At 54.2% G+C, this 15,816-nt stretch carries 8 protein-coding genes, 1 rRNA gene and 1 riboswitch; of the genes, 8 read left to right on the plus strand and 1 reads right to left on the minus strand.

Annotated features, from left to right (window positions below):
* Positions 1-71: 71 nt before the first annotated feature.
* Positions 72-860 carry a DedA family protein gene (locus AC3ZPD_RS16360; protein ID WP_490985353.1) on the minus strand — a complete coding sequence of 263 codons (789 nt, stop codon included), beginning with the start codon at positions 858-860 and terminating at the stop codon, positions 72-74.
* A 112-nt stretch (positions 861-972) separates the two neighbouring features.
* Between AC3ZPD_RS16360 and AC3ZPD_RS16365 the strand changes: the two genes are divergently transcribed.
* From AC3ZPD_RS16365 to AC3ZPD_RS16400, 8 genes are all read left to right on the plus strand, one after another.
* Positions 973-2,253 carry a polysaccharide deacetylase gene (locus tag AC3ZPD_RS16365; RefSeq protein WP_490985354.1) on the plus strand — a complete coding sequence of 427 codons (1,281 nt, stop codon included), beginning with the start codon at positions 973-975 and terminating at the stop codon, positions 2,251-2,253.
* 136 nt (positions 2,254-2,389) lie between these two features.
* Positions 2,390-3,373: an AAA family ATPase gene (locus tag AC3ZPD_RS16370; protein WP_490985355.1), complete on the plus strand. Its 984-nt coding sequence runs from the start codon at positions 2,390-2,392 to the stop codon at positions 3,371-3,373.
* Positions 3,370-4,776 carry a DUF58 domain-containing protein gene (locus AC3ZPD_RS16375; RefSeq protein ID WP_490985356.1) on the plus strand — a complete coding sequence of 469 codons (1,407 nt, stop codon included), beginning with the start codon at positions 3,370-3,372 and terminating at the stop codon, positions 4,774-4,776. The genes AC3ZPD_RS16370 and AC3ZPD_RS16375 overlap by 4 nt, the downstream gene beginning before the upstream one ends.
* Positions 4,757-7,342 carry a transglutaminase TgpA family protein gene (locus tag AC3ZPD_RS16380; protein WP_490985357.1) on the plus strand — a complete coding sequence of 862 codons (2,586 nt, stop codon included), beginning with the start codon at positions 4,757-4,759 and terminating at the stop codon, positions 7,340-7,342. The genes AC3ZPD_RS16375 and AC3ZPD_RS16380 overlap by 20 nt, the downstream gene beginning before the upstream one ends.
* A gap of 82 nt (positions 7,343-7,424) precedes the next feature.
* Positions 7,425-8,963 (plus strand): glutamine-hydrolyzing GMP synthase, encoded by a 1,539-nt coding sequence (gene guaA / locus AC3ZPD_RS16385; protein ID WP_490985358.1) that lies wholly within the window; start codon positions 7,425-7,427, stop codon positions 8,961-8,963.
* A gap of 374 nt (positions 8,964-9,337) precedes the next feature.
* A riboswitch (purine riboswitch) is annotated at positions 9,338-9,438 on the plus strand.
* Between the two features lie 158 nt (positions 9,439-9,596).
* Positions 9,597-10,967 carry an NCS2 family permease gene (locus AC3ZPD_RS16390; RefSeq protein ID WP_490985359.1) on the plus strand — a complete coding sequence of 457 codons (1,371 nt, stop codon included), beginning with the start codon at positions 9,597-9,599 and terminating at the stop codon, positions 10,965-10,967.
* Positions 10,968-11,178: 211 nt separating this feature from the next.
* Entirely contained in the window at positions 11,179-15,165 is a 3,987-nt protein-coding gene (locus tag AC3ZPD_RS16395) for a glycosyltransferase family 39 protein (protein ID WP_490985369.1), read from the plus strand.
* A 525-nt stretch (positions 15,166-15,690) separates the two neighbouring features.
* Positions 15,691-15,816, plus strand: a 16S ribosomal RNA gene (locus tag AC3ZPD_RS16400); the annotation flags it as partial.

Below are 15,816 nucleotides of genomic sequence, written 5' to 3' on the forward strand. Positions count from 1 at the left end.
GTTCCCGGTCTTTTTTTTGCAGGGTCCATTTCCATCAATATATTCTGACATTCTGCCTCGTATGCCAAGGGTTATCCATTTGCGCCGCTTCGCACGGGTTTGACCTCTTTTTGGTCCAGTTCGGACGGGTCGGCCCCGGTTTGCCGGGCCGGGTCATTCCCTTCATCCGTGATGTCCTTTGATTCCGCATTGCCGCTCATGTAGGCCATTTCCTCCTGTCCGGCTGAAGAGGGGGGCAGTTCTTGCTCCCTCTGGGCTTTGCGCCGTGAGCGGCGGCGGTAGCGGTACAGCACGATGAGCGCGATGACCAGCACGATAGCAATCGAAGCGATAGCTGAATAATGGGCGGCCAGCTCAAACATGTATTTCCACTGCGGGCCAAAAATTTTGCCGATGCCGATAAACAGAGCCGACCAGATCAGCGCGCCCGAATAGGCGTACAGTATAAATTTTCGGAAAGGCAGCGCGATGGAGCCGGCGAAGTAGCCGGTAAAGTGCCGGACGCCCGGAACGAAATATCCGATAAAAATAAGGCCCGAACCATATTTGGCGAACCAGACCCTGGTTTTGTCCAATTTTTGCGGCGGGAGGAAAAACCATCTGCCAAACCTCCGGATGAACGGGAGTCCGGCTCTTCGTCCGATCCAATAAGTAATGGTAATCCCCATGGAGGTGCCCAGAAAAGCAAACAAAATGAGCAGCTGCCAGTCGAGCAGTCCTTTATAGGCCAGAAATCCGGCATAAGCCATCGTCGTTTCCCCGGGAAACGGGAGGGCGATAAATTCGAGCAGCAGTCCGAGCCAAAGGACGAGATAACCGTGCTCGCTAAATAAAACTTCCAATAAATGCACTATGCTCATGATTAAGTTCACTCTCCAGCTGATCGTCCGAAGGCTAGTCTATTTTATCCGGCACCTCCATATAATCTAGCAAAGCTTAATCTATTTTGCGGATATACGGAGGTAGAATGAGATGTATAGAAAGTCCTGGATAATAGTAATTGCGGTGGTCGTACTGCTGGCAGCAACGGTGTCTCTGACAGTCGCAGCCCGGGAGTCCAATCATTCGGGCGTCATGTACAAGCTCTCTCCCGCTGATGCCACTTTCATACCTTTAAATACGGATAAACCCGAGCCCTCGTTTCAAATGACGGCTGTCCGGCCAAAAATGAAAACAAAAGAAGAACCTGAACCCGATGCCAAAACGGTCTACCTGACCTTTGACGACGGGCCAAGCAAGCTGACTCCGAACGTATTGGATATTTTAGAAAAATACAAGGTGAAAGCGACCTTTTTTGTGCTGGGTCAGCAGGCGCAACATTCGCCCGAGCTGATCCGCCGGATCGTAGACGGAGGGCATGCGCTCGGCAATCATACCTATGACCACAATTATGAAAAGCTCTACCACAATTTTAGCGATTTTTGGGGACAAATCAAACAAACGGAAGAGATCCTCCGCGGAATTACCGGTTCTCGGCCGCAGCTGGTCCGGGCTCCGGGCGGCACCTATGGCCACTTCGACGAAACTTATTTTGATCTGCTGGCCCAGGCCGGCTACAAAGTGTTTGACTGGGACGTCGACAGCGGGGATTCGGCAAGAAAAGGCGTCCCTGTGTCCGAGATTCTGAAGCAGGCGACGGATACCGGAGATTTAAAGCAGGTGGTGCTGCTGATGCACGACGGGAGCGGACATGACAATACGGTGAAGGCACTGCCGCAAATTATCGAATCCTACAAGGCAAAAGGGTATGCGTTTAAAACGCTTGGGGTCGAGACAAAACCCGTTCAGTTCCCGGTCGGCGGCAATCTGTCCAAAGGGCGCCCGGCTCCGAGCCAGGCCTGGATTTCAAGCCATATCACGCCTAACGCGGCTTTTTTTGACCAGAACCTGCTGCCTTTAGAGATTACGGCAGGAGGCGTACAGACCGTTATGGATACCGGAGAATATCAGCTTGAAAACGGCAGTTTTCTGGTGCCGCTGCGCGCCGCGGCCGAGAGGCTTGGGGGTACGGTAAGCTGGGATTCCAGGAGCCGGCAGGCCGAGGTTGAATGGGGGAAAGGGTCCATCAAGGTGCAGACAACATCCGAAGGAGCATGGACCCGGATAGACGGACTTCGGAGGGAAACGGATACCTCCATCAGTGTCCGGGATAACACGATCTGGATTTCCTTGAGAAGCCTGCTGGAGGGACTGGGCCATCCCGTCGAAAGGGTGAGCAAAACGGAAAAGCAATGGGACGTTAAAGCCTCCTGAGCTGCGGGAACACGGGATTTGGTCGGGGAGGATTCATGGGATAAGAGTCTATGAAGAGGGTCTATTTTTATGAAAAATGGAGAGAATAGCTGATAGATTGTATTCCTATTTTGGGATCGGGAAGGAGTTATCGGCTATGGCCTCTTCAATACTTCATGAACATGCCTACACGTTATTGCAGCGTTTTGCGGATAGTTTGGATACGGTGATCGTCGGGAAAAGAAAAGAGATCGAGCTTACGATCTTAGCTATGCTGAGCGGCGGACATGTACTGCTGGAGGATGTGCCGGGCGTCGGAAAAACGATGCTCGTCCGCGCCATCGCCAAAGGCATAGGCGGGACTTTCGGCCGGATTCAGTTCACCTCCGATTTGATGCCCTCGGATATTACGGGCGTTTCCGTCTACCGGCCGCACAGCGGAGAATTCGAGTTCCGGCCGGGTCCCATTTTGTCCAATATCGTCCTGGCGGACGAAATCAACCGGGCGGCTCCCCGTACGCAATCCGCCCTGCTGGAAGCGATGGAAGAGCGGAAGGTGACCGTGGACGGCGTCAGCCGCAAGCTGCCGGAGCCGTTCCTGCTGCTGGCGACGCAGAACCCGCTACAGTTCGAAGGTACCTACCGGCTGCCGGAAGCGCAGCTTGACCGCTTTCTGATGCGCATTTCGCTCGGCTATCCGAGCATGGAGCAGGAGATCCGGCTGCTGGGTCAGCAGGACGCGACCACGCCGCTGGACCGGATGCGGCCGGTGCTGCTGCCGGAGGAAGTGGCTGCGATGCAGCGGCAGGTGCGGAGCGTGACGGTGGATGACAGCGTCAAGCGGTATATGGTGGCTATCGCGGATGCTTCCAGGCGGCACGCGGGAACGACCCTTGGCATCAGCCCGCGCGGAACGCTCGCCTGGATGACGGCAGCCCAGGCCGGCGCTTATTTCAAAGGGCGGATGTATGTCACACCGGACGATGTAAAGGCCGTCGCGGGAGCCGTGCTTCCGCACCGCTTAATGTTGGCGGCGGAAGCCAGACTGGAGGGCCGGACGGCGGAAGAGCTCGTCCGGGAACTGGTGCTTGGCACCGCCGTGCCGGTCAGCAGCCGTGCGGCTGCGGGCGGGGCCTCATGAAGGCGGCCGGAATCTGGACGGCCGCCGGTTCGGTTTGGGGGCTGATGCTGGCGGCCGTGCTGTGGCACGGCGGGCGCACGGCCCTTTTTATGCTGGCGGTGCTGTCTTTCATCCTGCTGCAAGGACTTGCAGCCAGATGGTTTGGGCCCCGGCATATCGAAGTGCGCCGGCAATATTCGGCCGTTCAGCCTCTGGCGGGCTTGCCGGTAGCCATGAGGCTGAATTTGCGCCTGCAGGGCGGTTTGCCGCCGGTTTGGCTGAAGCTGCGCGACGATTTCGGCGGGGAGCCGGCCGAATATTGGCTGTTTGCGGGTTTCCGTCGCAGTCTCAGCTTTACCTGTGCGGCCCGCGGTTTGCCCCGCGGTATTTACGGCAAGGAACAGCTTGCCGTAAGCCATAGCGACTTGTTCGGCTGGTTCAGCTATCAACGGCCTTGCACGGTCAGCGGTTTGCTGGCGGTGCTGCCGGTGCCGGCGAACGTACCGGGCGGGGAGAGCGGGGGAGAAGGCAGCCGGAAGGAGCCGACGGAGGGAGCGGAGGATCGTTTCGTAGTGTCAGGTCCTCCGGGCCATTCCGTCCGCGGCTATTGGCCCGGCGATCCGATGAAAGCGGTGGACTGGAAATCCTCCGCCCGCCGCGGCGAATTGATCGTCCGGGCTCCGGAGGAGGAGCAGGCGCTGGTCAGCGTGATTTTGCTCGATATCGAATGTAGCTCTTATGAGCTTGAACTGGAGTCTGCGACCGCTCCGGCACGGCTGGCGGGCGGAGCCGCTTCCGCGGGAAGAGCGGGGCCAGCCCCCTCCAAGCCGCGATCCGGCTCTTCGCGGCTGTCCGTCTCCGCGACGCGGTCCGGCTCCGCGCCGCGCCCGGACCAAGGTCAAGGCCAGGGCTGCCCGGCTTTCGCGGGCAGCCCTCAGGAAGCAGCCGCGCAGGCGTTCGAAACCGCCGTATCCACGGCGGCGTTTCTCCTGGCGGATGCGGCCGCAAACGGCCATGCCGTCCTGTTCCGGCATGGCCGCATGGACCGGCTGTGCGCCTGGCGCCTGCACAGCCTCGGGGAGGACGGCCCGGCCGGACTTGCCGGGCTGTCCTTGTCCGCCGGCGGCGTGCACGCCGGCGCGGAAATGCTGGCGGAAGCCGCGCGCAGCTATCCCGGCGTGCCGGTGACGGTGATCACCGGCCGCGCCGACCCCCGCTTAACTGCCGCAGTCCGGCAGTTTCAAGAATGGGGAGCCGCGGTCCGGCTCCTCAGCTGCGACGCCGCAGGGCAGAACGATTCGGCGGCTTCGGGGCTCCGGTCGGCGTCCATAGCGGCTCCATCGTCCGCCGAACCCGTGGACGGCGCGGCGCAGCCGATCGAAGACGGGAAGGAGGCGAAGCCGGATGCCGATGTCCCGGCCTGACAACGAAGTTCTGCTTTCCGCTTCTTCAAACGGAAATATAGGTTGGACAGCCCGGCTGTTCATCCGATTCTGGTGTTCTTTGCTGCTTTGCGGGCTGTTTTTACAGTGGCTTGAGCCCTTGCGGCTGTTTGGGGAGGCGGATAGCCGGGTCTATTACATGCTGCTGGTCGTATTAACCGCCGTCATTTTGCTCATCGGGAGCATAGGTTTTCCGCTCTGGATGACTTCCGTTCTAGCGCTGATTGCCTTGTGCCAGTCCATGGTTTATTTATTCGGGAACGGGCAGGGATGGCTTTGGCTGCTGAATTACGGCCCGACTTTGCTTCATGATGCCTCCGTTTGGGCAGAAACGGGGAGGATGTCGGCCATCAGCCAGACCTCCCGGCTGCTGGTGCTGCTGGTCGGCTGGATCATGCTCGTTTTATCGGTTCAATTGCTCGCCATTAACCGGTTTACCGTCCTGCTGTTTCTCTGCATTACTGCGATCTATTTGTTTGCTTTTGAACTAACCGCCGAGATGTACATGTTCTGGCCGGTTGTCCGGGCGATGGGACTGGGCCTGCTGCTTCAATTCAGCATCGTTTTTTTCAGGCAGGCAGCGGCGGCTAGGGAGAACAGATTCGCGGAGTCGGCGTTTTCCTGGGAGTCTCCCGAGCAGGCGAACGAAGGCGCCCACAGTTCATATGGGCCGGATGGATTCGGAAGGGGCCAGTCCTCTTTTTCAAGCGGGAAAAAGACAGCGCCAGGAGCCCTTCTGGGACTGGGCGGTTTTATCGTTATGTTCGGTGTGGCGGCTTCTGCGGCCGCGGCCCTGCTTTTTCCTGTAAAACCGGCCCAGTCCATCGATTGGCAGAGCGCGATCAGCAGTTTTGAAGCCTGGTCGGAAACGGCGCAGACCGACAACAGCACTGCCGTAACGGGGTATGAAGAAGACAGCGAGGAATTGGGGAAACCGTTAAAACTTCGCGACGAGGTTTATTTTACGGCCGAATCTCCGCAGCGCACCTACTGGAGGGGCGAAACGTTAAGTTATTACGACGGCCGCGGCTGGAGCCAGCCGGAGGAGTCAAACGGAGTGGCGGATCCGACATTCGGCTCATCTGCAGACCCGTTAGATGATTTGCCATCCGCAGCAGGCGGGCCGGTTTCAAGTTCCGGCAGCGGTGCCGGCACCGGCTCAGGATCCGGCTCCAGTTCTCCCGAAGACTCTTCCTTATGGGATCCGTACGGACAGAGTGACGGACTTCCCGGCGCGTTTCAAACCGCCGATCAAACCCTTACGTTTGCCGAACCTCAACGGGGAACGGTTCCTTTGTTCAGCGGCGGCCGGCTTCTGAGGGTCCAAAGGGTGGACACCGAACACAAACCTTCTTATCCCTCGTCCGTACCGGCTTATTCGCTGCTTAAAGACGCGGCTTCGGATGCTGCTTATGTAAAGCCGGCTCCGGAGAACGGCGCTATCTACGGATATGAGATCCAGGCGGCCCTTACGCCGGAAACGGCCTGGAAGGAAGCCGAAAATTCTTTTTCAGCCGATCAGACCGACCCTTCGGAAATCCGTTACCGCTACTTGCAGCTGCCCGAATCACTGCCGGATTCCGTACGGGACTTGGGACGATCGATCGTGGCCGGAGCGGCAAACCGCTATGAAGCGGCGCAGGCGGTCGTGACTTATTTGCAGAATAATTACAAATATTCCTTAAATACATCCGTGCCCGCGGCAGGCCATGATTTCGTGGAGGATTTCCTGTTCCGGCAGCGTGCGGGATACTGCGATCATTTTTCTACGGCAATGGTGGTGCTGCTGCGGAGCGAGGGCATTCCGGCGAGATGGGTAAAAGGGTTTGCTCCCGGCGAGCCGGATGGCTCAGGCCAATATACGGTCCGTTATGCGGACGCCCATTCCTGGGTGGAGGTATATTTTCCCGGCCAGGGTTGGCTTCCGTTTGAGCCTACACCGGGATTTTCGGGGCTTTCAGCGATGGAGGAAGACGGATCGGCAAGCCTGCAGCAATCACAGTCCGGGACAGCTGCCCCGGCGGAGGGAGCTTTTGCGGATCGCGTTTTGAACCGGGCGGCTGCCGTTTTGGCGGCTGGTTTTATTAAGGTAATCCAAGGGACAGAGCAGCTTCAGAAGGCATCCAAGCCAGTCTTTATTGCCGTCATCTCACTCTTAATCCTGCTGCTGGCGGGCGGCATGGCAGGTCTTTATTGGTTATTGGCACGCAGCAGGTCTCTTGGTAAAAACAAGACTTACAAAGGTCCAAAGCAGCCTGGCCCAACCGGCGGACGGGTAGCCGATCGTCATTTCCCGGGAAAAATCGAGCTGCTCCGCTCCGCCGACGCGGCCTGGGCAGGACTGCGCAGACGGTACGGCAAATTTGGCGCCGGGGCAACGGCGCGGGAATACGCCGAAGCTTTGCAGCGGGCGATGGACGAACCTGGAAAAGCTGAAGTGGAGCGGTTTCTGAGCGTTTGGGAACCTCTTTATTACGGGGGAGATTTGCCTGATCGACAGACAACCCGGAGATTTTTGGATACCTGCCGGAAATTGGCTTCATTATAAGGGAGAGACCCCCCCGAACTTTCTTGACGTTGTCTTTTGTCGTTGCGTATAATGGGTCTCAAGAATTGAGGGAGGCTCGGTAATGAATAAGCCAAATGAAATTATTGTCGTCCTGGATTTCGGGGGACAATACAATCAGTTAATTGCAAGACGTATTCGTGATCTTGGGGTATACAGCGAGCTGCTGCCGTATAATACGCCGGTCGAACGCATCAAGGAAATCGCTCCTAGAGGGATTGTTTTCTCGGGTGGACCTTCCAGCGTTTACGGGGTGGATGCTCCGCATGTGGACCCGGCGATCTATGATATCGGAGTTCCGATTTTTGGTATTTGCTACGGCATGCAGCTTATGGCGCAGCAGTTGAACGGCAAAGTAGAACGGGCGGCTAAACGGGAATACGGCAAAGCCGATGTGGATTTTGTTCCGGGTTCAGTTTTGACCAAAAATCTGGAAGACAAACAAACGGTCTGGATGAGCCATGGCGACCATGTAGTAGCGCTGCCTGAAGGCTTCAAGGTGGCGGCTTCGACGGACCATGCGCCGATTGCGGCTTTCGGCAACGACGATCGTAAAATGTACGGCGTGCAGTTCCACCCGGAAGTCCGGCACTCTGTGTACGGCAATGAAATGATCCGCAACTTCCTTTATGAGGTTTGCGGCTGCGAAGGCAACTGGAGCATGGAAACCTGGATTGAAGACACGATTCGGGACATTCGCAACCAGGTTGGCGACAAGAAGGTTCTCTGCGCGCTGAGCGGCGGCGTGGATTCTTCTGTTGTGGCTATGCTCATTCATAAAGCGATCGGCGATCAGCTGACCTGCATGTTCATCGACCATGGTTTGCTGCGCAAAGGCGAAGCCGAAAGCGTCATGGAAACCTTTGTCGGCAAATTTGATATGAAGGTCGTTAAGATCGACGCCAGAGAACGTTTCCTTTCCAAGCTGAAAGGCGTGGACGATCCGGAGCAGAAACGGAAAATCATCGGCAACGAGTTTATCTACGTCTTCGATGAAGAGTCCGCGAAGTTTGACGATTTTGCTTTCCTGGCTCAAGGCACTCTTTACACGGATATCGTGGAAAGCGGCACGGCTACGGCGCAAACGATCAAATCGCACCATAACGTGGGCGGCCTTCCCGAAGACATGAAGTTTGAACTCGTGGAGCCTTTGAAAACTCTCTTCAAGGACGAGGTCCGCAAAGTGGGCGAGGAATGCGGTCTGCCGCAGGAAATCGTCTGGAGACAGCCGTTCCCGGGTCCGGGTCTGGCCATCCGCGTGCTTGGCGAAGTAACAGAGGACAAGCTCCATATCGTCCGCGAATCCGACTTCATTCTGCGCGATGAAATCGCCAAAGCCGGTCTTGACCGTGAAATCTGGCAGTATTTCACCGCTTTGCCCAACATGAAGAGCGTCGGCGTGATGGGTGACGCCCGTACGTATTCCTACACCGTAGGCATCCGCGCCGTAACCTCCATCGACGGCATGACCGCCGACTGGGCGCGTATCCCTTGGGACGTGCTGGAGAAAATCTCCGTACGTATCGTTAATGAGGTAGAGAACGTCAACCGCGTCGTGTACGACGTGACTTCCAAACCGCCGGCTACGATCGAGTGGGAATAGGCTGTAAAACAATGAAATTAAAAACCGTATCCTTGGGGATGCGGTTTTTTGTGTTTTCAGCCAAAGAAGGTGATGCCCTCGTTCCTCCAAAGCAAGCAGCCTCTTTGACAGAAACGGTTATACCCGGCTGGTCAGGGGGCATAATAAAAGAGCTATGTCTTAATTGTACGTACAACGCACATTCTGCAAAAGCATGAACCTGCTGGGAAGCCGCGCCTATTGCCGCAAAAAGCCTATATCCTGGAAATGGCGAACGTTCAAAAACATTTTAATTCGAAACATTCGTATTTTATCATTGACAAGGGTTCCTGGCATGCCTAAAATATGTTTTGTAAATGCTATGTAAGGTTTTGGTCATAGCATCTGAGAACTGCTTTTGACAATTCAATAGTATTCGTATAATTCCGGGAATTGGCCCGGAAGTTTCTACGAGGTCACCGTAAATGATCTGGCTACGAAGTGAAAAGACACGCAACCGGCGATCGGGATTGCCTGCAGGAATGCTGCTGCTGCTTGCGGTTTGTCTTTTTCGGCTACTGCGAGGACCTGGGAAACGTTTGTTTACCCGGGTTGTTTGTCGTTCCTGCAGTTCTTTCGGGGTTAACCTGATTATTTGAGGGGGATTTTGTTAAAATGGATCGTTTTTTCAAGCTTAAAGAAAACGGTACGTCGGTAAGAACCGAAATTATTGCCGGCATTACCACGTTCATGACGATGGCGTACATCCTGTTCGTGAACAATCTGTTTCTTGGCCCGGACGGTGCCGGGATTCCGGCGGACGGCGTATTTTTTGCAACATGCGTAGGCGCGGGTTTGATCACGATCATCATGGGTCTGTTCGTGAATATTCCGATCGCGCTGGCGCCGGGTATGGGGCTGAATGCTTATTTCATGACCGTTGTGCTTAGCTCGGACGGAAGAATCACCTGGCAGGCGGCTTTGGGCGCCGTGTTTATCTCGGGGATTATTTTCCTGATTCTGACGGTCACCAAGATTCGCCAGCTGCTTATCGTGGCTCTGCCGCAAAGCTTGAAAGCTGCAATCACGGTAGGGATTGGTTTGTTCGTAGCCAGCATTGGCCTGAAGCTGAGCAATCTGATCGGCGTGAACCTTTCAGGGGTTACGGATCCGACCCAAACGGTTGGCGGCAGCAGCATTAACTTCACCTTTGGCGATATGGTTCACAGCCACGAAGTCCAGCTTACTCTGATCGGTCTGATTCTGATCGCCATCCTGATGGCCCTTCGCGTTAAAGGCGCACTTTTGATCGGCATCGTGGCTACAACGCTGATCGGTATTCCGATGGGCGTTACCAACACAAGCGGTTTATCCGGAGCCACCTGGTTCCCGAACATGAACGATCTGGCCGTCGGCAAGTTTGATCTTGGCGCTGCGTTTAAACTGGGATTATTTGAGATCGTGTTTGTCTTCACTTTTGTAGAGCTGTTTGATACGTTTGGCACTCTGGTCGGTACGGCTACTCGCGCAGGACTGATGAAAGACAAAGAAAAAGGCGAGAAAATGATCGGGAAAGCGATGCTGGTTGATGCGGTTGGCGTCAGCGCCGGTGCGGTTCTCGGTACAAGTACGGTTACTTCTTACGTCGAAAGTACGGCAGGCGTTGCGGAAGGCGGACGGACAGGCCTTACGGCAATTACGACCGGCGTATTGTTCCTGCTGTCCCTGTTTATCGCTCCGCTTGCCGGCGTTGTTCCCAGTGCGGCTACGGCTCCTGCTTTGATTATCGTCGGCGTGCTGATGATGGGCCAAGTGAAGAGCATTGAATGGGATGATTTCCTGTATGCCTTCCCGGCTTTTGTAACGATTATTCTGATGCCGTTCACAGGCAGCATTGCCAACGGGATTTCGGCCGGTATTTTATCCTACGTAATTTTGGCGCTCTGCAGCAACTTGGTGTCCAAAAACAAAGTAAAAATCCACTGGCTGATGTGGGTTCTGGCGATTATCGTGCTGGCCCGTTATATCTTTATTGGTTCGGAATAAGATTCGGGATTTTGCAGGTTTTTCACTACTATATATAGAAGTTAATGAAGCAGTTCGGCTTTTGGCGCCGGGCTGCTTTTTTTGTGGAAAGTTAACGTGGCCGGATTTAATGCTGGAGGGGTCAGATTTAATACTTAAAAGGAAGATTCCAATTATAATGTAGAACAAATACTGCAAGCCATTACTGCTCGTGAGGTGTGACTAACCATTGATGACGAAACCAAGCCAATCGAAAAAGACGTACGCCTTATTTTTGGTAATAAGCTTAATAAGCCTGATGAGCCTGCTGGCGGCGTTGATCCCTTCTGCAGCATGGGCGGCCGACGAGAACAGGCTGGCTAACAGCGGTTTTGAACAGGTCTCCGGCGGAATTCCGGGCGTATGGAGCCAGGACATGTGGCTGACGGACCAAGGGGCAAGCAAGCTTTGGATCGATACGCAGGAAGCGCATACGGGGGCAACCTCGGCAGCGGTGCAAAATATCCAGCCCAACCATGCGAGATGGATCCAAACGCTGACGGTAAAACCCGATACATACTATAAAATATCCGGCTGGGTCAAAACGTCCGGCATTCCGCTGACTTCCGGCGGGAGTGGAGCCAATCTGTTCATTTCCGGCGTCAGCGCGAGTTATCCCGAAGTTTATGATACCCAGGGGAATTGGCAAAAGGTCGAATTTACGGGCGTAACCGGCCCTAAGCAAACTGAAGTGACGGTCGGCGCGGGATTGGGCCAATATGGCGCTCTTACGACGGGAACCGCTTATTTTGACGATATTTCCGTAGTGGAGACGGCCAAACCAGCTGCAACGGATGCCGTGGTTAACATGGACACCGCCAAACAGGAAACTAAACGCGAATTGCCGGTGTCGGTGACTTCAACGGTTCTGATGCTTGCGGTTTTCAGCTTGTTTTTTGCCTATATGTACCGGATTTTCATGAGAAAAGACGAAACGGCCAAGCCGCGTCCGGATTATAAAATCTGGCTGCTGATCCTGCTGGCCGCGGCTTTTGTGGTAAGGATCTGGTCCGGGCTCCGGATGGAGGGCTACGCCGGCGATATAACCACCTTTATGTACTGGGCCGACCGTCTTCGAGAGAAGGGCCTGGGGCAGTTTTACGAAAAAGGGATTTTCGCCGATTACCCGCCGGGATATCTATACGTGTTATATGTGCTTGGCGCGCTGAAATCGGCGCTGGGGCTTGCCGATGCTTCAGACGGAGCCCGGCTGCTGTTCAAGCTTCCGGCCATTCTGGCCGACCTTGCGGCAGGTTTCCTGCTGTACCGGCTTGGCCGCGGAAAAATCGGCGAACGTCTTGCGCTCGCGCTTGCGTTTCTCTACTTGTTTAATCCCGCCATTTGGATCGATTCGGCGAATTGGGGGCAGATCGACGGATTTTTTGCCGTCTTCCTGGTTCTTTCCCTGAATGCCCTGGCGGGCCGCAAGCCTACGCATTCGACGGTTTGGTTCGCGCTTGCTGCGCTGATCAAACCTCAGGCGCTGATTTTCACTCCGGTTCTGCTGCTGGGATTCCTGATCCGGAAAACCGGCTGGAAAACGTTCCTGCTCAGCGTCCTTTACGGCTTGATTACGCTGGGGCTGCTGGCCGCTCCGTTCTTTTGGAATAACGGCGGAATCAACGGGCTTTATCAATTGTATAAATCGACTTTGAATTCTTATCCTTATGCGGTGCTTAATGCCTTTAATTTATTTTCGCTTGCCGGCGGAAATTGGAAACCGCTAAACGAGAAGTGGATGTTCTTGTCTTTCGGGGCTTGGGGCAATCTGTTTTTGTTCCTTTCCGTAGCGGCGACGCTTTGGTTTGCTTTAGCCGGAAGGGCCCTGAAAACGGAAGATAAGCTTAACCAGAAGACCGCATCGCGCGAGGGACAGGAGAAATCGGATAAACACCGCCGTGTTCCATCGAACCGGCTTACAAAAGTCCCGGCCTCCCAAAAAGGGAGAACCGCGGCCGTGTATCTGCTGGCTCTGATTTTATTATCCTGCGTTTATCTGCTGGGTCCCAAAATGCATGAACGATACCTTTTTCCGGCCCTGCTGATTGCTTTGTTTGCTTTTATTGGGCTGCGGGACCGCCGGCTGCTGCTTGTCTTTTTCGGTTTTAGCGTTACGCAGTATGTGAATATGGACTATGTGCTGAAAAACTACCATGTAGCCAATTCGGCCACCCCGATTGACGGGATAGCGATCGTATCCGCCATTGTAAATCTGGCGCTTCTTGCCTTTTTGCTGTTCGTAAGCTGGGAGATCCTCTTCAAGGGCCGAATCCGTCGCCTGCCGGCCGTGTCTGCCGATGAGCATCGTGTCGCCGATAACCTGACTCTTGAAGAGCTGGAGCAGTCAGCGATAACCGTCCGGAATCCGCGGATGCAGCGCAAGGACTGGCTGTGGGTTGGAGCCATTACGCTGCTGTATGCGGTAATCGCTCTGTATCATCTCGGGGATTTCAAATCCCCGACAACCTATTGGACTTCCTCGGCAGATGGCGAAAATTTCTACGTGGATCTAGGCTCCACGAAGTCGGTGGAGCGGATTAATCTGTTTGCCGGCCCGGGCAAAGGCGTAGTCAAAATGGAATTCAGCAATACGCCGGACAACTGGGATCACGCCACAGAGCTTGATCTGTACGGCAAAGTATTTAAATGGAATACGGCGGAATCGCTGATCGATGCCCGCTACGTTAAATTTACGGCGGAGTCTGCGGGGACGATCATCCATGAAGTGGCGATTTATGAACGCGGATCGGAAAAAGCGCTGCTTCCGGCATCCATCCACGACGACGGTATTGCAGCCGGGGATACCGGCTCTCCGAACCTGCTGTTCGATGAACCGGATACGGATGTTTACAGACCAAGCTTTATGAACAGCACATATTTTGATGAGATTTATCATCCGAGAACGGCGTACGAATATCTGCAAGGCATGCCGGCTTACGAAAATACGCATCCGCCGTTTGGCAAAATCCTGATTGCGGTCGGGATAAAAATTTTCGGCCTCAGCCCGTTCGGCTGGCGGATCGTGGGCACGCTTTTTGGCATCGGCATGCTGCCGCTGATCTACCGCATGGCACTTACGATGTTCCGCAAAAGCCAATACGCGATTACGGCAACGCTGCTGTTTGCTCTGGATTTTATGCATTTCAGCCAAACGAGGATGTCGACGATCGACGTATACGCCGTCTTTTTCCTGATGGTGATGTACTACTTTATGCACCGCTACATGTCGCACAACTTCTATACGATCCCAATTGGCAAAACGCTGATTCCGCTTGGTCTTTCCGGGCTGTTTTTTGGGATCGGGACGGCATCCAAATGGAACGTCGCTTATGGCGGCGCCGGATTGGCGGTTATGCTCGGCATGTATTTGTACGCGAGGTTCCGGGAAATGTTAGCCGCGCGCCGCTGGCTGAAGCAGGGTGAGGGGACGGGAAGCGACCGGATCAACAGCGCCGGAGTCCTCGTAGTTTCGGAACAGGCGGATAAAACGGCCTTGTACCAAGCCGCCGCCCATGGTTTTATCCGCAACACGGTCATCACACTGGCCAGTTGTTTGCTCTTTTTCATTGTTATTCCGGCCATCATTTACAGTTTGTCGTTTATACCGGTTCTGAAGGAGACGCCGGGCGGGTATACCTTTAAAAACCTGATCGACGCCCAAATCCATATGTACGATTATCACAGTGAGCTTACGGCTACCCATCCCTACTCCTCGCAGTGGTGGCAGTGGCCGTTCATGAAACGTCCGCTTTGGCTGTACAATGGTCCCGATTTGGCGCCGGGCATGAAAGCCACGATGGTGACAATGGGGAATCCGCTGATCTGGTGGACGGGGATTTTGGCTATCCTGCTGACGATCTGGATTTCTGTCAAACGCAGAGACAAATATATGTACAGTGTCTGGATTGCTTATTTATCCGTGTACATTCCGTGGGTGCTCGTGCCGCGTTACACGTTCATTTATCACTACTTTACGATGGTGCCGTTTATGATCCTAAGTATCGTCTATATGATGAAGCTTGGGGAAGAGCGGTACATCTGGTTTAAAAAAATCCGCATCAGCTACATTGTTCTGGCCGCGCTGCTGTTCATTCTGTTCTATCCGGCCTTGTCCGGCCTTACGGTGAGCAAAGGTTACATTGATAATCTGCTGAGATGGTTCCCGACTTGGGATTTCTGACCGGGATACAGTTTTGGGGTAAAGAAAAGATTAAATAAAAGATTAAAGAAAAGGTCGGCCGCGTGCTGGCCTTTTTGTTTTGAAGGCGCTTTGGAATTGCCGTTCTCTTTTTAAGAGTTTTCTTTATTGTGAAATTAAAATTAATATTTCTTCAAAAAATCTTGCTAAATGATTTTGATCTGTGGTATATTCTTATTCCGGCCAATTGAACAAGCTGTTTGAATGGTCGGCTAACGAGCAGAACTGATGTGAAGGAAAAAACTTCTTGAAAAAAAGTTCTTGCAAAGTTGGTTAATAGGTGATAAGATATAAGAGTTGCTGCTGAGAACGAAAACAGCAACGAAATGAAAAGTTTGATCTTTGAAAACTGAACAACGAGTGAGAAATAAATGAGATACATTGGGGACGAAATTCAAATCCATGTGGATTTGAATTTCGCTCCGATCTCGTCAGATTCAAAATGAGCTAAACAAACACTTTTAAATGGAAAACCTACCGCCTTCGGGTGGCAGGAACCTTCCATCTTTAATGGAGAGTTTGATCCTGGCTCAGGACGAACGCTGGCGGCGTGCCTAATACATGCAAGTCGAGCGGAGTTAATCGGGAGCTTGCTCCCGATTAACTTAGCGGCGGACGGGTGAGTAACACGTA

The organism is Paenibacillus mobilis, from assembly GCF_058267595.1.